This window comes from Burkholderia sp. Se-20373, assembly GCF_017104705.1.
Taxonomy (GTDB): domain Bacteria; phylum Pseudomonadota; class Gammaproteobacteria; order Burkholderiales; family Burkholderiaceae; genus Burkholderia.
Genome location: NZ_JAAGPH010000033.1, coordinates 32,824 through 52,519, shown reverse-complemented (window position 1 = coordinate 52,519; position 19,696 = coordinate 32,824). Strand labels below are relative to the sequence as shown.

Sequence of the window (19,696 nt, the reverse complement as noted above, 5' to 3'; positions counted from 1 at the left end):
CTTCCTCACTTGCCTGTCGTCACGCCGGCGGTCGCGGCGGCGCGGCGCTCGAGCAGGTCGAGCTGCTCCGCGTTGAAGCGCGCATACGCTTGCTGCCAGTCGGACGGCTGCGCGACGGGCAGCACCTGCACGGCCGTCACCTTGTACTCGGGGCAGTTCGTCGCCCAGTCCGAGCTGTCCGTCGTGATCACGTTCGCGCCCGATTCGGGGAAGTGGAACGTCGTATAAACGACACCCGGCTGCATGCGTTCGGTCACGAGCGCGCGCAGCACCGTCTGCCCCGCACGCGATTCGATGCCCACCCAGTCGCCGCTGTGGATACCGCGATCCTGCGCGTCGTGCGGATGAATCTCGAGGCGATCCTCTTCGTGCCACCGCACGTTCTCGGTGCGGCGGGTCTGCGCGCCGACGTTGTACTGCGACAGGATGCGGCCCGTCGTCAGGATCAGCGGATAGCGCTGCGTGACCTTCTCCGGCGACGCGATGAACTGCGTGATCACGAACTTGCCCTTGCCGCGCACGAACGCGTCGATGTGCATCGTCGGCGTGCCTTCCGGCGCGTGCTCGTTGCACGGCCACTGAATGCTGCCGAGCGTGTCGAGCTTCGCGTAGGACACACCCGAGAAGGTCGGCGTGAGCCGCGCGATCTCGTCCATGATTTCCGACGGATGCGCATAGTCCATCTCGTAGCCGAGCGCGCGCGACAGCATCAGCGTGACTTCCCAGTCCGCGTAGCCCGCGAGCGGCGGCATTACCTTGCGCACGCGCGAGATGCGGCGCTCCGCGTTCGTGAACGTGCCGTCCTTCTCGAGGAACGACGAGCCCGGCAGCAGCACGTGCGCGTATTTCGCGGTCTCGTTCAGGAAGATGTCCTGCACGACGATGCATTCCATTGCCGACAGCGCGGCCGCGACGTGCTGCGTATTCGGGTCCGACTGGACGATGTCCTCGCCCTGGCAGTAAAGCCCCTTGAAGCTGCCGTCGAGCGCCGCGTCGAACATGTTCGGGATGCGCAGCCCCGGTTCCGGTTGCAGCTTCGCCGACCACGCTGCTTCGAACTGCGTGCGCACGACTTCGTCGCCGATATGCCGGTAGCCGGGCAGTTCGTGCGGAAACGAGCCCATGTCGCATGAGCCCTGCACGTTGTTCTGGCCGCGCAGCGGATTGACGCCGACGCCTTCGCGGCCGATGTTGCCGGTCGCCATCGCGAGGTTCGCAATGCCCATCACCGTCGTCGAGCCCTGCGCGTGTTCGGTCACGCCCAAGCCGTAATAGATCGCGGCATTGCCGCCCGTCGCATAGAGGCGCGCGGCTTCGCGTACCAACTCGGCCGGCACGCCCGTCACGTCGGCGCTCGCCTCGGGCGAGTTGTCGGCTCGCGAGACGAAGTCGCGCCATTGCTCGAATGCGCGCGTGTCGCAGCGCTCGGCGACGAATGCGTCGGCGACGAGCCCTTCGGTGACGATCACGTGCGCGAGCGCGTTGACGATCGCGACGTTGGTGCCGGGGCGCAGTTGCAGGTGGTGCGTGGCCTTTACATGCGGGCCGTCGACGACGTCGATGCGGCGCGGGTCGATCACGATCAGCTTCGCGCCTTCACGTACGCGCCGCTTCAGCCGTGAGCCGAACACCGGATGGCCGTCGGTCGGGTTAGCGCCCATCACGACGATTACGTCGGCCTGGCCGACCGATGCGAACGTCTGCGTGCCAGCCGATTCGCCGAGCGTCGTCTTGAGGCCATAGCCCGTCGGCGAGTGGCACACGCGTGCGCAGGTGTCGACGTTGTTGTTGCCGAACGCAGCGCGCACCAGCTTCTGCACGAGGTAGGTTTCCTCATTCGTGCAGCGCGACGACGTGATGCCGCCGATGGAATCGCGGCCGTACTTGTCCTGCAGCTTGCGGAACTGCGTTGCCGCGTAGGTGAGGGCTTCGTCCCAGCTGACTTCGCGCCACGGGTCGGTGATCTTCTCGCGGATCATCGGCTTCGTGATGCGGTCCTTGTGCGTCGCATAGCCCCACGCGAAGCGCCCCTTCACGCACGCATGGCCCTCGTTCGCGAGGCCGTTCTTGTGCGGCGTCATGCGCACGACCTGCGTGCCTTTCATCTCGGCCTTGAACGAGCAGCCGACGCCGCAGTATGCGCAGGTCGTGACGACCGAGTGTTCGGCCTGCCCGAGTTGCACGACGGATTTTTCCTGCAGCGTGGCGGTTGGGCAGGCGGCGACGCACGCGCCGCACGACACGCATTCCGACGCCATGAACGATTCGCTTTCGCCGGCCGCGACGCGCGATTCGAAGCCGCGTGCGGCGATCGTCAGCGCGAACGTGCCCTGCGTTTCCTCACAGGCGCGCACGCAGCGGTTGCAGACGATGCATTTCGACGGGTCGTACGTGAAGTACGGATTCGATTCGTCCTTTTTGTCGCGCAGGTGATTCGCGCCGTCGAAGCCGTAACGCACCTCGCGCAGCCCCACGACGCCGGCCATGTCCTGCAGCTCGCAGTCGCCGTTGGCGGGGCAGGTGAGACAATCGAGCGGATGGTCGGAGATGTACAGCTCCATCACGTTGCGACGCAGCGACTGCAGCCGGTCCGACTGCGTGCGCACCTTCATGCCCGCTTCGGCAGGTGTCGTGCACGACGCCGGATAACCGCGCCGGCCTTCGATCTCGACGAGGCACAGCCGGCACGAGCCGAACGGTTCGAGCGAATCGGTCGCGCAGAGCTTCGGGACGTTGACGCCGGCTTCGATCGCCGCACGCATCACCGACGTGCCGGCCGGTACCGTGACCGGCTGGCCGTCGATTTCGAGCGTGACGTCGGTATCGGCATGCCGTTGCGGCGTGCCGTAGTCGGTATCGTCGAACGGATCGATGGCACGCGCCTGCGCAGCGCTCTTGCACGCGCATTGGCCCGAGCCGCAGCCGCCTTGGCGGACGTTGTTCGTGTCGAGGGACATGCAGGGCTCCTTCTGGGTCAGGCCGCAGCCTTGACCGGACCCGACGCGGCATGTTTGCCGGCAGCGAGCCCGAAATCTTCGGGGAAATGGTCGAGCGCGGACAGCACCGGGTAGGGTGTCATGCCGCCCATGGCGCACAGCGAACCGGCCAGCATCGTGTCGCACAGGTCGCGCAGCAGCGTGACCTGGCGCTCCGACGTATCGCCGTGGCGAATGCGTGCGATGGTCTCGACGCCGCGCGTCGAACCGATCCGGCACGGCGTGCACTTGCCGCACGACTCGATCGCACAGAACTTCATCGCGTATTCGGCGAGCTCGGCGAGGTTCGACGTGTCGTCGTGCAGCACGATGCCGCCGTGGCCGACCACCGCGCCAATCGCCGTATACGCTTCGTAGTCGAGCGGCACGTCCCACTGCTGGTCGGGCAGGTAGGTGCCGAGCGGGCCGCCGACCTGCGCGGCACGTGCGGGCCGGCCGCTGGCCGTGCCGCCGCCGAAGTCGAACAGCAGCTCGCGCAGCGTGACCCCGAACGCGAGTTCGACGAGGCCGCCGTGGCGGATGTTGCCGGCGAGCTGGAACGGCAGCGTGCCGCGTGAGCGGCCCATCCCGTAATCGCGATAGAACGCGGCGCCGCGCGCGAAGATCACGGGCGCGGTCGCGAGCGTGATCACGTTGTTGATGACGGTCGGCTGGCCGTACAGGCCGGCGAGCGCGGGCAGCGGCGGTTTCGCGCGCACGACGCCGCGCTTGCCTTCGAGCGATTCGAGCAGTGCCGTTTCCTCGCCGCACACGTACGAGCCCGCGCCTTTCGCGACGTGCAGCTCGAACGCGTGCGCGGAGCCGAGCACGTGCTCGCCGAGCCAGCCGGCTTCGCGTGCGCGGACGATCGCGGCTTCGAGCGTGGCGATCGCGTGCGGGTATTCGCTGCGCACGTAGATGTAGCCGACCGTCGCGCCGGTCGCGACGCCCGCGATGATCATCCCTTCGATCAGGCAGTACGGATCGCATTCCATGATCAGGCGGTCGGAGAAGGTACCCGAATCGCCTTCGTCCGCATTGCAGACGATGTATTTCTGCGTGGCGCGTGCTTGCCGGACCGTGCGCCACTTGATGCCGGCCGGGAACGCTGCACCGCCGCGGCCGCGCAGCCCCGATTCGATCAGTGTTTCGCACGCGGCATCGCCGTCGAGCGCGAGCGCGTTCTTCAGGCCGGCGAGCCCTTCGTATCGCAGGTAGTCGTCGATCGACAGGGGGTCGGTCAGGCCGATGCGGGCGAACGTGAGGCGTTGCTGGCGCGCGAGATAGGGCAGTGCGTCGACGAGGCCGACGCCGCTCGGATGCGTGCCGCCTTCGAGCCAGTTTGCGTCGAACAGGGCCGGCACGTCGGCGGCCGACAGGTTCGCATAGCCGACGCGGCCGGCGGCCGTGCCGACCTCGACGAGCGGCTCGAGCCACAGCAGCCCGCGCGAACCGTTGCGGACCAGTTCGATGGTGATGCCGCGGCGTTCGGCTTCCGCCTCGATCGCGGCGGCGAGCGCGTCGGCGCCGAGCGCCAGCGCGGACGAATCGCGCGGGACGTAGACGCGGGTCGTCATGCGGCCTCCGGGGTGTGGGCGACGGCGTCGGCAAGCAGCGCGTCGAATTTTTCCGGCGTGACCTTGGCATGCAGCACGCCATTGACCGTCAGCGACGGCGACTGCGCACACAGTCCGAGGCAGTAGACCGATTCGAGTGCGACGTCACCGGGGGCATGCGCATCGGCGGCATCGCCGTGCGCCGTGTCGAACCGGCAACCCGTGCGGGCTTCCGCATGCGCGGCCAGCGCTTCGCAGCCCATGCTGCGGCACGCTTCGGCGCGGCACATCTGGATCGTCACGCGGGCGGGCGGCGCGGTGCGGAAGTGGTGGTAGTAGGTCAGGACGCCGTGCACTTCCGCGCGCGACAGGTTGAGTGTGCGGGCGAGCGGCGCGACGCAGCCTGGCGGCACGTAACCCGCGTCGTCCTGGATCGCGTGCAGGATCGCCACGAGCGACCGGCCGGCGCGTGCATGGCGCTCGACGAGCGCGTCGGGCGCTTGGGAATTCGGGGACATCAGTTGTGCTCCTCCAAAGTCTCATATGTGCTCAAGATTCATATAGTGCACATCGAAACTTCGTTCTGATTGATTTTGAACAACGATAAGCGGAAGATTTGGCGGTCGCAATAGGAAATCGGAGTGCATAATTGATTCGGATCGAATGCGACGCGTATCTGACCGTACGCGACACGGAAGGCCGTGCGGCCAGCCTGTCGGATGTCGCGCCGTTGCTCGAACTCGTGGCCGACACGGGCAGCATTGCGCAGGCCGCGCAAGCGAAAGGGCTGTCCTACCGGCACGCATGGGGCATGCTGCGCGCGCTGGAGGCGTGCATCGGCGGGGAGCTGATCGAAACCGCGCGCGGCAAGGGCTCGACGCTGTCGGCGCTCGGGCAGGCCGTCGTCGATGCGCAGCGCCTCGCGCGCAGCCGGCTCGACGGGAACCTGCGCACGCTGGCCGCCGAAGTGGCGAGCGACCTGAACCGGCGGCTCGCGCAGCGCGACGGCGCCGTGCGTATCCATGCGTCGCACGGCTACGCGGTCGCGACGCTCGTCTCCGCGCTGGTCGATGCGCAGGCGGCTGTCGACATCAAGTATCGCGAGAGCGTCGAGGCCGTGCAGGCGCTTGCCCGCGGCGAGTGCGACCTGGCCGGCTTCCATCTGCCGCGCGGCGCGTTTCGCGCGCAGTGCGCGCAGATCTACCGGCCGTGGCTCGACGACACGCGCCATGTGCTGATCCACCTGACACGGCGCCAGCAGGGGCTGTTCATTCCGCGCGGCAACCCGAAGCAGGTTCGCGGGCTCGCGGATCTCGCGCGCAATGACATCCGCTTCGTCAACCGCCAGCCGGGGTCGGGCACGCGCATGTTGCTGGATCTCGCATTGCGCGCGATCGGCATCGATCCCGAGCGCATCGACGGCTACGCGTCGGCCGAGCTCACGCACTCGGCGATCGCGGCGTTCGTCGCGAGCGGGATGGCCGATCTCGGCTTCGGCGTCGAGCCGGCCGCCCGTCATTTCGGGCTCGATTTCATCCCGGTCGTCGACGAAGACTATTACTTCGCATGTGAGCGCGCGCGGCTCGATGCGCGACCGCTCGCCGGCGTGCTGGCGCTGCTGCGCGACACGCGCTTCGTCGAGCGCGTCGCGCATCTCGACGGCTACGATCCGGCTGCGTGTGGAACGCTGACGAGCATCGCGTCGGGGCTGGCCGGCGGCGACGGCGCGAGCGTGCCGGCGGGCAATTCCCGGTAACGCGGACGCGATCGAACCGCGATGCAGCAGCAGGGGATTTGCGCTACGCTTGCCGCTTGACCAACGTTCCAACAAGTACGCCGTTCAAGCGTCATCCCGCCATGAAATTTTCCGTTCCCCTCACCGCGGCAGTGTTGACCGCGGGGCTGCTGGCCGCTGTTTCGCCGTTTGCGCTCGCGCAGAATTCGCCCGGTGTGCCTGGCGGTATCCTGAGCGAACAGTTTCGCCTGAACGAGCATCCGCAGATGCCGTTCGCAGCGTCCGCGCCGTCGCAGAAATACCAGAGCGGCAAGAAGTCGGCCTTGCGCCGCAAGGGTGACCTGGGTGATCCCAATGGCTGCAATCTGAAGTGTCCGATGGATAGCCGGTAACCGGGCTCACGGGCGCGTCCGAACGAGGGCCCGCCCGCAGCACCGATTCGATCGGCGGATGTTGCGCGCGCATGTCGACCTGGCTGACCGGCGACAACCGGATTACCGTGCGATTCCGGCTTTGTCCGAGCCCCGCGAAGCGTTTGCTGCTTCGCGGGGCTTTTGCTTTCCGTCGAATCGTCATTCGATTCGATGCCGGACGATGAAGGGGATGTGCATTGCCGGCCCGGCGGATGATTTAGGGTTAACCCGTAAATCAGGAAGAATGTCTTCCAGAAACCTGCCTTATTCTTAAGCATCCGCCTACATAAACTTCGGATTGTCAGCGATGAACAAGGTGTTCACCGCGAACACAGACAAATCTGGAGGTAGGTCATCATGAAGTCGCTCGTTCAAGCTGTTGTCATTGCTGCCGCTCTCGTTGCCCCGGTCGTGTCGTTTGCCCAGTCGGGTTCGACGATCACCCGCGCGCAGGTTCGTGCCGAACTGGTCCAGCTGCAGCAGGCTGGTTACAACTCCGCTCGCGGTGAAGATCCGCACTACCCGGAAGCGATCCAGGCTGCCACGGCGCGTGTTGCAGAGCAGCAGCGCGCTGCGCTGGCGCAAGCACAAGGCGCCGACGCCAGCGGTTACGGCGCACAGGCACAGGGCGCATCGGCGTCGGGCTCGCGTGCGATGGGCGTGCGTCCGGCCACCGCTGAAGAAATGAAGTCGCTGTATCGCGGCAGCTGAACCGCGTATTGCCCGGTGTGCGTGAATGCCGGGTGCGACGACGCGTCGCGCCTGGAGCCGCAGCACCCGGGCGGGCCGCTGCCTGGCGCGATCGATGAGTGCGCGGGCACGGCAGGCTATCCGCCACCTCCTGTCGCCGGAAGTCCGGTGGCATTCCGCCCGGCCCACCCGTGGCTGGGCGCTTTTTCGGAAGGAGTGGGCGAGTGCGCTTCGCCGGCAACAAAAAACCCCGCAGACTTGCGTCATGCGGGGTTCGTGCGGCGAGCGCGGAATATGGTGGAGGCGGCGGGAATCGAACCCGCGTCCAGAAGCGCTCCACGACTAGTTCTACATGTTTAGTTCAGTCATTTGATTTAACCGCAGCGACGCGGACGAACACGCTGCACTACGGCGATTCGCTAGGTTTTCGACCTTGGCGTCGCGACGCCGACAAGGCTTAACTGACGTAAATGACCTCTGGCGGTATTGCTACCGGTCTTGCGACACTAGCCCGTCAGTGAACTAGGCAGAGGACGGCGGCCGTTAGGCTGCCAGTGCGAACGTATCGTCGTTTGCAGTTACGATTTTCCCATTGATTAACGAGGTGACGGGTCCTCGACATGCCCTAGCCGCTTCACAACCCCTGTCGAAACCAGGTCGCCCCCGCGGATAAGATCGATCATTATAGCCCAACATCGCGCAGCAGTTCGCGCAGTTGCAGCGTCGTGTCGACGAGATGCTGCGCTTGCCAGTCGGCCGGCGCGGCGCCATCCCCGCAATAGCCGTACGCCGCCGCGACTGTCGCCATGCCGGCGGCGCTGCCGGCTTGAATGTCGCGCAGGTCGTCGCCGACGTAGACGATGCGCGCAGGCGCGAGCGTCAGCTGGTCGGCCGCATGCAGCAGCGGGGCCGGGTGCGGCTTCGGGTGCGGCGTTGTGTCGCCCCCGACGACGCAGGCGGCGCGCCGCGCGAGGCCGAGCAGGTCGACGAGCGGCGCCGTGAGCCGCATGGCCTTGTTCGTGACGATGCCCCAGCGCACGCCGCGCGCGTCGAGTTCGTCGAGCACGTCGTCGATGCCGGGGAACAGCGTCGTATGCACGCATAGATCCGTCGCGTAGTTGGCCAGGAACTCGTCGCGCATCGCTTCATAACCGGGCGTGTGCGGATCGATGCCGAACGCGCCGCCGAGCAGGCCGCGCGCGCCGGCCGAGGCGAGCGGCCGCAACACGTCGAGCGGTGTCTCGGGCAGGTCGCGCACGCGTTGCATCTTGTTGACGGCGGCCGCGAGATCGGGGGCCGTGTCGGCGAGCGTGCCGTCCAGGTCGAACAGCACGGCATCGCAGTGCAGCAGGCGCGGTTCGTCGAGTGCCGCCCGCGCGGTCGAGAGGGGAGTCGTCATGCCGGTTGGAAGGTCACGCGCCGCGACGGCACGCGACGAGGTAGTTGATGTCGGCGTCGTTCGACAGCGCGAAGCGCTTGCCGATCGGGTGATACGTGATGCCCTTGATCTCCACGATGTGCAGATCCGTTGCCCGCACGAAGCTGGCCAGTTCCGAAGGACGGATGAAGCGCGCGTAGTCGTGCGTGCCCTTCGGCAGCATCTGTGCGATGTACTCCGCGCCGATCACGGCGAACAGGTATGCCTTCAGGTTGCGGTTCAGCGTCGAGAAGAACACCCAGCCACCCGGCTTCACGAGCGTCGCGCAGGCGGCGACGATATCGCCGGGCGACGGCACGTGCTCGAGCATTTCCATGCACGTGACGACATCGTAGGTGCCCGGTTCGCGCGCGGCAATCGCTTCGGCCGCGATGGCCTCGTAATCGACCGAGATGCCGCTTTCGAGACTGTGCAGGTCGGCGACGCCGAGTGCTTCGGTCGACAGGTCGATGCCTTTCACCTGCGCGCCGAGTCCGGCCATCGATTCGGACAGGATGCCGCCGCCGCAGCCGATGTCGAGTGCGCGCTTGCCGGCGAGGTGCGCATGCGCATCGATCCAGCCGAGCCGGACCGGGTTCAGGTCGTGCAGCGGCTTGAATTCGGCATTCGGATCCCACCACCGATGGGCGAGGTCGCTGAATTTCTGGAGTTCGTGCGGATCGGCGTTGGTCATGTCGGCAAACGGGCTACGGAAGGAGGGCGGTACTGCGATTCGTCAGCCCCGAGTATATAAGAAGCGGACGAGCGGCGAAGCGGCGAGCGCCTTGGGCGAGCGTCAAAGAAAAAGCCCCGCCGGAGCGGGGCTTTGAAGCAGTCGAAAACCGCGGCTTAGTTTGCCGGAACGGTCGTCTTCTGGACTTCTTGCGTACCAACCACTTCGACTTCCACGCGGCGGTCCGGTGCGAGGCAGGCGATGAGTTGCTTGCGGTTCTTCTGGTTGCAGCCAGTCGTAACCGGGTTGCGCTTGCCCTTGCCTTCCGTGTAGATCTTGTTGGCCGGCACACCCTTGCTGACCAGATACGACTTCACGGCTTGCGCACGGCGCAGCGACAGACGGTCGTTGTACTTGTCCGAACCGATGCGGTCCGTGTAGCCCGTTGCGACGACCACTTCCGTGTTCATGCCCTGGATCTTCGACGACAGTTCGTCCAGCTTTTGCTTGCCCAGCGGCTTGAGCGTTGCCTTGTCGAAGTCGAACAGTGCGTCAGCTTGATACGTGATCTTCTGGCTCGTGATGGCCGGAGCGACCGGAGCGACCGGAGCCGGTGCCGGTGCCTGGGCGACCAGTGCGCCATCGCACTTCGCGTTGGCGGTGGCCGGCGTCCAGAACGCATCGCGCCAGCAGAGCTCGTTCGTGCCGTTCATCCACACCCATTCGCCCGTGCCGTTGACCCAGTTGTCATTGACGGCTTGGCGCGACGCCGGCACCGACTGTGCCGAAGCGGATGCAGCCATAACTGCGGTAGCTGCAATGAACGCGAGCTTTGAAAGTTTATTCATATTTCTCCTCTCGAAATTGAGATTACCGCAGGTTTACTGCGAGCCTGTTGACGGTGACAAGTCATACATTGCTCGAAGTATAACATTGGTGCGGCACAAAAAACGCGGCGCCGCCTCTGTGTAGACTTCGAGCAGCGTCTAACTTTCAGTGCGTTGGCATTTTGCCATATCGTTCCCTTCCTACGAAAAAAAATCCTCCCCACCCCAAGATCGCTTCAACTTTGTGGTGCATGCGCAACACTGGCCTGCCGTAACTTTTAGAAATTGTCAAGAGTGTGGCGGTGAAATTGCGCCGATGAATGCAGTTGTTTACTCGTGCGCGAAGAACACGTGATGCGGCAATCGTCTGTGATGCCGAGTCGGGGAGGATTGCGATGTGCAATCGCGGTCGATTCGCCGACGCCGCGATTTTTGCTATTCATATATAGAGGGGGCGAATTGGCGGCTGATGGGCGCATGTTAGAATCTCGCGTTGCGTTGCGCATGCAGCGCCCACGCGAAAGGCGTTCGCCGTCTTCGCTCCGAAACGATACGGATACATGGATCAATTCGCCAAAGAGACCCTGCCCACCTCCCTAGAAGAGGAAATGCGCCGTTCGTATCTCGATTACGCGATGAGCGTGATCGTCGGACGTGCCCTCCCGGATGTCCGCGATGGCCTGAAACCCGTGCACCGGCGCGTGTTGTTCGCGATGCACGAACTGAACAACGACTGGAACCGCGCGTACAAGAAGTCGGCGCGTATCGTCGGTGACGTGATCGGTAAGTACCACCCTCACGGCGATACCGCGGTCTACGACACGATCGTGCGGATGGCGCAGGACTTCTCGCTGCGCTACATGCTGATCGACGGGCAGGGCAACTTCGGCTCGATCGACGGCGACAATGCCGCGGCGATGCGTTACACCGAAATTCGCATGGCGAAGATCGGTCACGAGCTGCTCGCCGACATCGACAAGGAAACGGTCGATTTCGAGCCGAACTACGACGGCAACGAAATGCAGCCGTCGGTCCTGCCGTCGCGCATCCCGAACCTGCTGATCAACGGCTCGTCGGGTATTGCGGTCGGCATGGCGACCAACATCCCCCCGCACAACCTGAACGAAGTCGTCGACGCGTGCCAGCACCTGCTGGGCAACCCGGAAGCGACGATCGACGAGCTGATCGAGATCATCCCGGCGCCGGATTTCCCGACGGCCGGCATCATCTACGGCGTCGCCGGCGTGCGCGACGGCTATCGCACCGGGCGCGGCCGTGTCGTGATGCGCGCGGCCACGCACTTCGAGGAGATCGACCGCGGCCAGCGGATGGCGATCATCGTCGACGAGCTGCCGTACCAGGTGAACAAGCGCTCGCTGCTCGAGCGGATCGCCGAGCTCGTCAACGAGAAGAAGCTCGAGGGCATCTCCGACATCCGCGACGAGTCCGACAAGAGCGGCATGCGTGTCGTGATCGAGCTCAAGCGCGGTGAAGTGCCGGAAGTGGTGCTGAACAACCTGTACAAGGCGACGCAGCTCCAGGATACGTTCGGCATGAACATGGTCGCGCTCGTCGACGGCCAGCCGAAGTTGCTGAACCTGAAGGAAATCCTGCAGTGCTTCCTGTCGCATCGACGCGAAGTGCTGACGCGCCGCACGATCTACGAACTGCGCAAGGCCCGCGAACGCGGCCACGTGCTCGAGGGTCTCGCGGTCGCGCTCGCGAACATCGACGAGTTCATCGCGATCATCAAGGCCGCGCCGACGCCGCCGATCGCGAAGGCGGAGTTGATGGCGAAGCCGTGGGATTCGTCGCTCGTGCGCGATATGCTCACACGTGCCGAGAGCGAGAACGCGGCGGCCGGCGGCCGTTCCGCGTACCGTCCGGAAGGCCTGAACCCGGCGTTCGGCATGCAGGTCGACGGGCTGTACCGCCTGTCCGACACGCAGGCCCAGGAAATCCTGCAGATGCGTCTGCAGCGCCTGACCGGCCTCGAGCAGGACAAGATCATCGGCGAGTACCGCGAAGTGATGGCGCAGATCGCCGACCTGCTGGACATCCTCGCGCGCCCCGAGCGGATCACGACGATGATCGGCGAGGAGCTGACCTCGGTGAAGGCCGAGTTCGGCGATGCGCGCCGCTCGAAGATCGAGCTGAACGCGACCGAGCTGAACACCGAAGATCTGATCACGCCGCAGGACATGGTCGTCACGATGTCGCATGCGGGCTACGTGAAGTCGCAGCCGTTGTCCGAGTACCGGGCGCAGAAGCGTGGCGGTCGCGGCAAGCAGGCGACGCAGATGAAGGAAGACGACTGGATCGAGACGCTGTTCATCGCGAATACGCACGATTACATCCTGTGCTTCTCGAACCGCGGCCGCGTGTACTGGGTCAAGGTGTATGAAGTGCCGCAGGGCTCGCGCAACTCGCGCGGCCGCCCGATCGTCAACATGTTCCCGCTGCAGGAAGGCGAGAAGATCAACGTCGTGCTGCCGGTCAAGGAATTCTCGGCCGACAAGTTCATCTTCATGGCAACGTCGCTCGGCACCGTGAAGAAGACGCCGCTCGAGGCATTCAGCCGTCCGATGAAGAAGGGCATCATCGCGGTCGGCCTCGACGAAGGCGACTTCCTGATCGGTGCGTCGATCACCGACGGCGCGCACGACGTGATGCTGTTCTCCGACTCCGGCAAGGCCGTGCGCTTCGACGAAAACGACGTGCGTCCGATGGGGCGCGAGGCGCGCGGCGTGCGCGGTATGCAGCTCGAGGATGGTCAGCAGGTCATCGCGATGCTGGTCGCCGGCAGCGAGGAGCAGACGGTGCTCACCGCGACCGAGAACGGCTACGGCAAGCGCACGCCGATCACCGAGTACACGCGTCACGGCCGCGGCACGAAGGGTATGATCGCGATCCAGACGTCCGAGCGTAACGGCAAGGTCGTGGCTGCAACGCTCGTCGATGCCGAAGATCAGATCATGCTGATCACGACGGCCGGCGTGTTGATTCGCACCCGTGTCTCGGAGATTCGCGAGATGGGGCGCGCCACGCAAGGTGTTACACTCATCAGTCTCGATGAGGGTACCAAGCTCTCTGGCCTGCAGCAGATCGCGGAGGCCGAAGAGGGAGAGGGCGAAGCCGACGAGGCGTCGGACGGCGAAGCCTGAAGAACGGATGAGACTCTAGCCGCCGCAGGCGCGAAGCGCCGCGGCCGGCGAGCAACCATTCATATTTCCAAAAGGGAGTGATGATGCAAAAGCAATTCAAGCAACTGGTTCTGCTGGCTGCACTGGTGCCGACGTTCGCGATGGCGCAAGCGCTGTCGAATTCCGCACCGGCAGCTCCGGCAGCAGCTGCGCCGATCGACGCCGACAAGAAGGCCGCGATCAAGGATCTGCTCGACGCGATCGACGCGCCGAAGCTCGTGTCGGCAATCGGCAACAGCGCCGAAATGCAGGCCAAGCAACTCGTTCCGGCGATCCTGTCGGACGCGCTGTCGGAAAACAAGACGCTGAACGACAAGCAGAAGCAGGCTGCCGTTCCGACGCTGCAGAAGAACGCGGTGCCGAAGCTGGTCGACGGCGCAGGCAAGGTGTTCGGTACGCAACAGTTCCAGAACGATGCGATGTCGGCTCAGTACGACGCCTACGCGAAGTACTACAGCACGTCGGAGATCAAGGATCTGACGACGTTCTACAAGAGCCCGACGGGCCGCAAGTTCATCCAGGTTCAGGATCAGGTCGGTCGCGACGTGGTCAACGGCCTGATGCAGAAGTACATGCCGCAAGCTATCCAGGCAACGCGCACGCAGGCTGACAAGGAAGTCGCAGCAGTCAAGCCGGGCAAGTAAAGCCGTCCGGGCACGCCCCCGGCCGTTCGGCCGGGTTTGGCGGGAGCCTGACGACAGTGCGATAATGGCCGTTTGCGCGCGAGCGCAAGCGGCCATTCCTTTTCTGGCGCGTTCTGCCGGCGGCGAGCCGGTCGCGTCCCTCCGAGGTTTTCACGATGCGCGTCTTTAATTTCTCCGCCGGCCCTGCGGCGATGCCCGAGGAAGTGCTGCGGCAAGCTGCCGACGAAATGCTCGACTGGCATGGCAGCGGCATGAGCGTGATGGAAATGAGCCATCGCGGCAAGGAATTCATGTCGATCCACGAGGCCGCGCTGACCGACCTGCGCGACCTGCTCGGCGTGCCGGCCAGTCACCGGATCCTGTTCCTGCAGGGCGGCGGTATCGCGGAAAACGCGATCGTGCCGATGAACCTGCTCGGGTCGCGCAAGACGGCCGACTTCGTCGTCACGGGCTCGTGGTCGCAGAAATCGTTCACCGAAGCGAAGAAATACGGCACGCCGCATCTCGCCGCCACCGGCAAGACGGAAGACGGCTTCACGCGCGCACCCGCGCGCGCCGAATGGCAGCTGTCGGATGATCCGGCCTACGTGCATCTGTGTACCAACGAGACGATCGACGGCGTCGAGACGTTCGAGATTCCCGATCTCGGCGACGTGCCGCTGGTCGCGGATGTCTCGTCGCACATCCTGTCGCGTCCGATGGACGTCGCGAAGTATGGCGTGCTGTTCGGCGGCGCGCAGAAGAACATCGGGATGGCCGGCGTGACGCTCGTGATCGTACGCGAGGATCTGCTCGACCGCGCGCTGTCGATCTGCCCGTCCGCGTTCGAATGGAAGACCATCGCCGCGAACAACTCGCTGTACAACACGCCGCCCACCTACGCGATCTACATCGCGGGCCTGGTGTTCCAGTGGCTGAAGCGGCAGGGTGGCCTCGAAGCGATCGAGGCCCGCAATATCGAAAAGGCGAAGCTGCTCTACGACACGATCGACGCGAGCAGTTTCTATCTGAACAAGGTCGAGCCGGCAGCACGTTCGCGGATGAACGTGCCGTTTTTCCTGGCCGACGAAACGCGCAACGAAGACTTCCTTGCCGGCGCAAAGGCGCGCGGGCTGCTGCAGCTGAAGGGCCACAAGTCCGTCGGCGGTATGCGGGCGTCGATCTACAACGCGGTGCCGCTCGAGGGCGTGAAAGCGCTCGTCGAGTACATGAAGGACTTCGAGCAGCGCGGCGCCTGACGGCGGCGCTGTTCAAACAGCACGGCAAAACGCATGGACGACGAACTGAATTCCCGCCTGAAACCGTTGCGCGATCGCATCGATGCGATCGACGCGCAGCTGATCGCGCTCCTGAACCAGCGTGCCGCGGTGGCGCTGGAGGTGGGCGAGGTCAAGAAGCATTTCAACGCGCCGGTGTTTCGGCCGGAGCGCGAGCTGCAAGTGATCGCCCGGCTGCAGGACATGAGCGCGGGGCCGCTCGCGAGCGAGCACATCAGCGCCATCTGGCGCGAGATCATGGCCGCGAGCCGCGCGCTCGAGCAGACGATCCACGTTGCGTTCCTCGGGCCGGTCGGCACGTATAGCGAGCAAGCGATGCTCGAGTATTTCGGCCAGTCGATCGAAGGGCTGCCGTGCCCGTCGATCGACGAGGTGTTCCGCTCGGTCGAGGCCGGTGCGTCCGCGTTCGGTATCGCGCCGGTCGAAAATTCGACCGAAGGCGCCGTGTCGCGCACGCTCGACCTGCTGCTGCAGACGCAACTGCTGATCAGCGGCGAACTCGCGCTGCCGATCCATCACAACCTGCTGACGCAGAGCGGCACGCTCGACGGCGTGAAGCGCGTCTGCGCACACGCGCAGGCGCTTGCGCAATGCCAGCAGTGGCTCGCGGCGAATGCGCCGCAGCTCGAGCGGCAGGCGGTGGCGAGCAACGCGGAGGCTGCGCGTCTCGCGGCGGCCGATCCGACCGTCGCGGCGATCGCGGGCGACCGCGCGGCCGCACACTACGGCTTGCAGATCGCGTTTTCGCTGATCCAGGACGATCCGCACAACCGCACGCGCTTCGTGATCGTCGGCAAGCAGCCGGCCGGGCAGAGCGGTCACGACCAGACGTCGCTGATCGTGTCGGTGAAGAACGAACCGGGCGCCGTGTTCAAGCTGCTCGAGCCGCTCGCGCGGCACGGCGTGTCGATGACGCGCTTCGAGTCGCGTCCGGCGCGCGTCGGCACGTGGGAGTACTACTTCTACATCGACATCGAAGGGCACCGGGACGATGCATCGGTTGCGGCCGCGCTCGCGGAACTCGGCCAGAAGGCCGCGTTCCTGAAGATACTCGGTTCGTATCCGCGCGCACGCTGATGCGTGGCGGCCCGTCGCCTGTTTGCGCAGGCGTGGGGGCCACGCGGGCAGGGCAGGCCAATCGGTGCTGCCGAAGGCGGGTTCGGGCGGTATCCGGCGCAGGTTGCGCCGGATGCGGGCCCGTGGCCCGGAATCTGGAATTCCGCGTGCGGGGTGTCGTCCTGTGCGCGTAACTTGGCTCTTGTCGTGTCAGGCTTTGCATTCAACAAACTGGTCATCTTCGGCGTCGGCCTGATCGGCGGATCGCTGGCCCGCGCGCTGCGCGAGCGCGCGCCGGGCGGCGCCGGCGAGGTTGTCGGCGTGGGCCGTTCGCGTGCTTCGGTCGAGCGTGCGCTCGCACTCGGCGTGATCGACCGCGCGGCAGCGCTCGACGACGACGCGCAATTGCGCGACGCGCTGACTGGCGCCGATCTGGTGCTGCTGGCGGCGCCTGTCGCGCAGACGGGCCCGTTGCTCGCGCGCATCGCGCCGTGGCTTGAAGCGGCGACGATCGTCACCGATGCGGGCAGCACCAAGTCCGATGTCGTCGCGGCCGCGCGTGAAGCGCTCGGCGCGCGGATCGCGCAGTTCGTGCCGGGGCATCCGATCGCCGGCCGTGAGTCGAGCGGCGTCGAGGCCGCATTGCCGGATCTGTACGTCGGCCGCAACGTCGTGCTGTGCCCGCTGCCGGAGAACGCCCCAGAATCGGTCGCGCGAATCGACGCGATGTGGCGTGCGACCGGCGCCGACGTGCGCACGATGAGCACGGAGCAGCACGATCGCGTATTTGCGTCGATCAGCCATCTGCCGCACGTGCTGTCGTTCGCGCTCGTCGAGCAGATTCTCGGCGAGGCCGACGCGGAACTGAAATTTTCGTACGCGGCGGGCGGCTTCCGCGATTTCACGCGCATCGCGGCGTCGAGCCCGGAGATGTGGCGCGACGTGTGCGTCGCGAACCGCGCGGCGCTGCTCGACGAACTCGATGGCTACACGCGTGTGCTCACGCGGCTGCGCGCGGCGATCGACGCCGGCGACGGCGCGGCGCTCGAAGCGGTGTTCACGCGCTCGCGCGCTGCGCGCAAGGCATGGCAGGAGCGCGGCGGTACGCCCGCTGCCGAACCGGTCAAGAAATAACAGGACGATTCCCATGGACTATCTCGATCTCGGCCCGTACTCCAGCGCCTCGGGCACCGTGCGCCTGCCCGGCTCGAAAAGCATTTCGAACCGCGTGCTGCTGCTCGCGGCGCTTGCCGAAGGCGAAACCACGATCACCAACCTGCTCGACTCCGACGACACGCGCGTGATGCTCGATGCACTCGGCAAGCTCGGCGTGAAGCTCGCGCGCGATGGCGACACCTGCGTCGTGATGGGCACGCGCGGCGCATTCACCGCGAAGACGGCCGACCTGTTCCTCGGCAACGCGGGCACGGCCGTGCGGCCGCTGACCGCCGCGCTCGCGGTGAACGGCGGCGACTATCGCGTGCACGGCGTGCCGCGCATGCACGAGCGGCCGATCGGCGATCTCGTCGACGGCCTGCGGCAAATCAGCGCGCAGATCGACTACGAGCTGAACGAAGGCTACCCGCCGCTTCGGATCAAGCCCGCGAACATTTCCGTCGACGCGCCGATCCGCGTGCGTGGCGACGTGTCGAGCCAGTTCCTCACGGCGTTGCTGATGACGCTGCCGCTCGTGAAGGCGAAGGACGGCAAGATCGTCGTCGAGGTCGATGGCGAGCTGATCTCGAAGCCGTACATCGACATCACGATCCGGCTGATGGAGCGCTTCGGCGTGACCGTCGAGCGCGACGGCTGGCAGCGCTTCGTCGTGCCGGCCGGCGTCCGCTACCGCTCGCCGGGGCGGATCATGGTCGAGGGCGATGCGTCGTCCGCGTCGTACTTCCTCGCGGCCGGCGCGCTCGGCGGCGGCCCGCTGCGCGTCGAGGGCGTGGGGCGGGCGAGCATCCAGGGCGATGTCGGCTTCGCGAGCGCGCTGATGCAGATGGGCGCGAACGTGACGATGGGCGACGACTGGATCGACGTGCGCGGCATCGGCCACGACCACGGCAAGCTCGAGCCGATCGACATGGACTTCAACCTGATCCCCGATGCGGCGATGACCATCGCGGTCGCGGCGCTGTTCGCGAACGGCACGAGCACGCTGCGCAACATCGCGAGCTGGCGCGTGAAGGAAACCGACCGCATCGCCGCGATGGCGACCGAGCTGCGCAAGGTCGGCGCGATCGTCGAGGAAGGTCCGGACTACCTCGTCGTCACGCCGCCGGAAAAGCTCACGCCGAACGCGGCGATCGACACGTACGACGATCACCGGATGGCGATGTGCTTCTCGCTCGTCAGCCTGGGCGGCGTGCCCGTGCGGATCAACGATCCGAAGTGCGTCGGCAAGACGTTCCCCGACTATTTCGACCGCTTCGCCGCGCTCGCCAAAGCCTGACCCACTGTTCTGATGAAATCGACCCGACCCTTTCACCCGACTCCCGTCATCACGATCGACGGCCCGACTGCTTCCGGCAAGGGCACCGTCGCTGCGCTCGTTGCCGCGCATCTTGGCTTCCACCTGCTCGACAGCGGCGCGCTGTACCGGCTTGCCGCGCTCGCGAGCGTGCGCTACGGCATCGAGGCGGAGGATATCGACGCGCTGGTGAAGCTGATCGACGATCTCCACATCACGTTCCGCGAAGGTTGCGCGCAGCTCGACGGCGTCGATGTGTCGAACGACATCCGTGCCGAAGCGGTCGGCAACCGCGCATCGGCGATTGCGGTGCACGGGCCGGTGCGTACCGCGCTCGTCGCGCGCCAGCGCGCGTTCCGCAAGACGCCGGGTCTCGTTGCAGACGGGCGCGACATGGGCACCGTGATCTTCCCGGACGCCGTGCTGAAGGTGTTTCTGACGGCCAGCGCCGAGGCGCGCGCGACCAGACGGCATAAGCAATTGATGCAAAAAGGTTTTTCTGCTAATATAGATGACTTGCTCCGGGATCTTCGTGAACGTGACGCGCGCGACAGCAATCGCGCAGCCGCGCCGCTGAAGCCCGCGGCAGATGCCAAGCTGCTCGATACGTCGGCGCTTTCGGTCGATGAAGCGGTCGACCAGGTGCTGCAGTGGTACCGGGCGCTCGGCCAGCCCGCCTGAGAAGGCGGGTCGCGGTAGGTGCTTCACGCCGTAAGCGCGGAGCGTGTTTCGAACCCTTAACCCCGTGTGGTCATCGATC

The 19,696-nt window shown here is 65.7% G+C and carries 16 protein-coding genes and 1 other RNA gene; 10 read left to right on the top strand and 7 right to left on the bottom strand.

Annotated elements, in window-relative coordinates; genetic code table 11:
* Positions 1-5: 5 nt before the first annotated feature.
* From fdhF to G3N96_RS14000, 3 genes are read right to left on the bottom strand one after another with little or no spacing between them, the layout of a single operon-like run.
* Entirely contained in the window at positions 6-2,957 is a 2,952-nt protein-coding gene (gene fdhF, locus G3N96_RS14010) for a formate dehydrogenase subunit alpha (RefSeq protein WP_206137568.1), read from the bottom strand.
* A gap of 17 nt (positions 2,958-2,974) precedes the next feature.
* Positions 2,975-4,552: a formate dehydrogenase beta subunit gene (locus G3N96_RS14005; RefSeq protein ID WP_206137567.1), complete on the bottom strand. Its 1,578-nt coding sequence runs from the start codon at positions 4,550-4,552 to the stop codon at positions 2,975-2,977.
* Positions 4,549-5,049 carry an NAD(P)H-dependent oxidoreductase subunit E gene (locus G3N96_RS14000; protein ID WP_124576025.1) on the bottom strand — a complete coding sequence of 167 codons (501 nt, stop codon included), beginning with the start codon at positions 5,047-5,049 and terminating at the stop codon, positions 4,549-4,551. Before G3N96_RS14000 ends, G3N96_RS14005 begins: the two co-directional genes overlap by 4 nt.
* A 131-nt stretch (positions 5,050-5,180) precedes the next feature.
* Between G3N96_RS14000 and G3N96_RS13995 the strand changes: the two genes are divergently transcribed.
* The 3 genes from G3N96_RS13995 (at position 5,181) to G3N96_RS13985 (ending at position 7,390) form a co-directional block, all read left to right on the top strand.
* A complete protein-coding gene (locus G3N96_RS13995; protein ID WP_124576024.1) occupies positions 5,181-6,287 on the top strand; it encodes a substrate-binding domain-containing protein in 1,107 nt (368 codons plus the stop codon).
* A 101-nt stretch (positions 6,288-6,388) separates the two neighbouring features.
* Positions 6,389-6,658, top strand: coding sequence for a hypothetical protein (locus G3N96_RS13990; protein ID WP_089460584.1), 270 nt, complete (start codon positions 6,389-6,391; stop codon positions 6,656-6,658).
* 378 nt (positions 6,659-7,036) lie between these two features.
* The gene (locus tag G3N96_RS13985; RefSeq protein WP_206137566.1) at positions 7,037-7,390 is read left to right on the top strand and encodes a DUF4148 domain-containing protein; all 354 of its coding nucleotides are present in this window, start codon (positions 7,037-7,039) and stop codon (positions 7,388-7,390) included.
* A 274-nt stretch (positions 7,391-7,664) separates the two neighbouring features.
* Here G3N96_RS13985 and ssrA read toward each other — a convergent pair.
* From ssrA to ompA, 4 genes are all read right to left on the bottom strand, one after another.
* Positions 7,665-8,034: a transfer-messenger RNA gene (ssrA, locus tag G3N96_RS13980) on the bottom strand.
* 17 nt (positions 8,035-8,051) lie between these two features.
* Positions 8,052-8,768 (bottom strand): phosphoglycolate phosphatase, encoded by a 717-nt coding sequence (gene gph, locus G3N96_RS13975; protein ID WP_089455806.1) that lies wholly within the window; start codon positions 8,766-8,768, stop codon positions 8,052-8,054.
* A 13-nt stretch (positions 8,769-8,781) separates the two neighbouring features.
* Positions 8,782-9,480 carry a bifunctional 2-polyprenyl-6-hydroxyphenol methylase/3-demethylubiquinol 3-O-methyltransferase UbiG gene (gene ubiG, locus G3N96_RS13970; protein WP_089424797.1) on the bottom strand — a complete coding sequence of 233 codons (699 nt, stop codon included), beginning with the start codon at positions 9,478-9,480 and terminating at the stop codon, positions 8,782-8,784.
* Between the two features lie 155 nt (positions 9,481-9,635).
* On the bottom strand, positions 9,636-10,307 hold the full coding sequence (gene ompA, locus G3N96_RS13965) for an outer membrane protein OmpA (protein ID WP_039343284.1): 672 nt from the start codon (positions 10,305-10,307) through the stop codon (positions 9,636-9,638).
* A gap of 539 nt (positions 10,308-10,846) precedes the next feature.
* Between ompA and gyrA the strand changes: the two genes are divergently transcribed.
* The 7 genes from gyrA to cmk all read left to right on the top strand — a co-directional run bounded on the left by gyrA (position 10,847) and on the right by cmk (position 19,617).
* Positions 10,847-13,450 carry a DNA gyrase subunit A gene (gene gyrA / locus G3N96_RS13960; RefSeq protein WP_206137565.1) on the top strand — a complete coding sequence of 868 codons (2,604 nt, stop codon included), beginning with the start codon at positions 10,847-10,849 and terminating at the stop codon, positions 13,448-13,450.
* A gap of 83 nt (positions 13,451-13,533) precedes the next feature.
* Positions 13,534-14,133, top strand: coding sequence for a DUF2059 domain-containing protein (locus G3N96_RS13955; protein ID WP_011351329.1), 600 nt, complete (start codon positions 13,534-13,536; stop codon positions 14,131-14,133).
* A 155-nt stretch (positions 14,134-14,288) separates the two neighbouring features.
* Positions 14,289-15,371 (top strand): 3-phosphoserine/phosphohydroxythreonine transaminase, encoded by a 1,083-nt coding sequence (serC, locus tag G3N96_RS13950; protein WP_124576008.1) that lies wholly within the window; start codon positions 14,289-14,291, stop codon positions 15,369-15,371.
* Between the two features lie 33 nt (positions 15,372-15,404).
* Positions 15,405-16,487, top strand: coding sequence for a prephenate dehydratase (gene pheA, locus G3N96_RS13945; protein WP_011351331.1), 1,083 nt, complete (start codon positions 15,405-15,407; stop codon positions 16,485-16,487).
* A 186-nt stretch (positions 16,488-16,673) separates the two neighbouring features.
* The gene (locus G3N96_RS13940; RefSeq protein ID WP_089424800.1) at positions 16,674-17,600 is read left to right on the top strand and encodes a prephenate dehydrogenase/arogenate dehydrogenase family protein; all 927 of its coding nucleotides are present in this window, start codon (positions 16,674-16,676) and stop codon (positions 17,598-17,600) included.
* Between the two features lie 13 nt (positions 17,601-17,613).
* Positions 17,614-18,918: a 3-phosphoshikimate 1-carboxyvinyltransferase gene (gene aroA / locus G3N96_RS13935; protein ID WP_206137564.1), complete on the top strand. Its 1,305-nt coding sequence runs from the start codon at positions 17,614-17,616 to the stop codon at positions 18,916-18,918.
* Between the two features lie 12 nt (positions 18,919-18,930).
* Positions 18,931-19,617 carry a (d)CMP kinase gene (gene cmk, locus G3N96_RS13930; RefSeq protein ID WP_039343267.1) on the top strand — a complete coding sequence of 229 codons (687 nt, stop codon included), beginning with the start codon at positions 18,931-18,933 and terminating at the stop codon, positions 19,615-19,617.
* Positions 19,618-19,696 lie beyond the last annotated feature (79 nt).

Bases quoted from the DNA above. Each gene is read 5' to 3' on its own strand.
- gph (WP_089455806.1), bottom strand. From the start codon at position 8,768: ATGACGACTCCCCTCTCGACCGCGCGGGCGGCACTCGACGAACCGCGC.
- G3N96_RS13990 (WP_089460584.1), top strand. From the start codon at position 6,389: ATGAAATTTTCCGTTCCCCTCACCGCGGCAGTGTTGACCGCGGGGCTG.
- ubiG (WP_089424797.1), bottom strand. From the start codon at position 9,480: ATGACCAACGCCGATCCGCACGAACTCCAGAAATTCAGCGACCTCGCC.
- G3N96_RS13985 (WP_206137566.1), top strand. From the start codon at position 7,037: ATGAAGTCGCTCGTTCAAGCTGTTGTCATTGCTGCCGCTCTCGTTGCC.
- gyrA (WP_206137565.1), top strand. From the start codon at position 10,847: ATGGATCAATTCGCCAAAGAGACCCTGCCCACCTCCCTAGAAGAGGAA.
- serC (WP_124576008.1), top strand. From the start codon at position 14,289: ATGCGCGTCTTTAATTTCTCCGCCGGCCCTGCGGCGATGCCCGAGGAA.
- ompA (WP_039343284.1), bottom strand. From the start codon at position 10,307: ATGAATAAACTTTCAAAGCTCGCGTTCATTGCAGCTACCGCAGTTATG.
- fdhF (WP_206137568.1), bottom strand. From the start codon at position 2,957: ATGTCCCTCGACACGAACAACGTCCGCCAAGGCGGCTGCGGCTCGGGC.
- G3N96_RS14000 (WP_124576025.1), bottom strand. From the start codon at position 5,049: ATGTCCCCGAATTCCCAAGCGCCCGACGCGCTCGTCGAGCGCCATGCA.
- pheA (WP_011351331.1), top strand. From the start codon at position 15,405: ATGGACGACGAACTGAATTCCCGCCTGAAACCGTTGCGCGATCGCATC.
- cmk (WP_039343267.1), top strand. From the start codon at position 18,931: ATGAAATCGACCCGACCCTTTCACCCGACTCCCGTCATCACGATCGAC.
- aroA (WP_206137564.1), top strand. From the start codon at position 17,614: ATGGACTATCTCGATCTCGGCCCGTACTCCAGCGCCTCGGGCACCGTG.
- G3N96_RS13955 (WP_011351329.1), top strand. From the start codon at position 13,534: ATGCAAAAGCAATTCAAGCAACTGGTTCTGCTGGCTGCACTGGTGCCG.
- G3N96_RS14005 (WP_206137567.1), bottom strand. From the start codon at position 4,552: ATGACGACCCGCGTCTACGTCCCGCGCGATTCGTCCGCGCTGGCGCTC.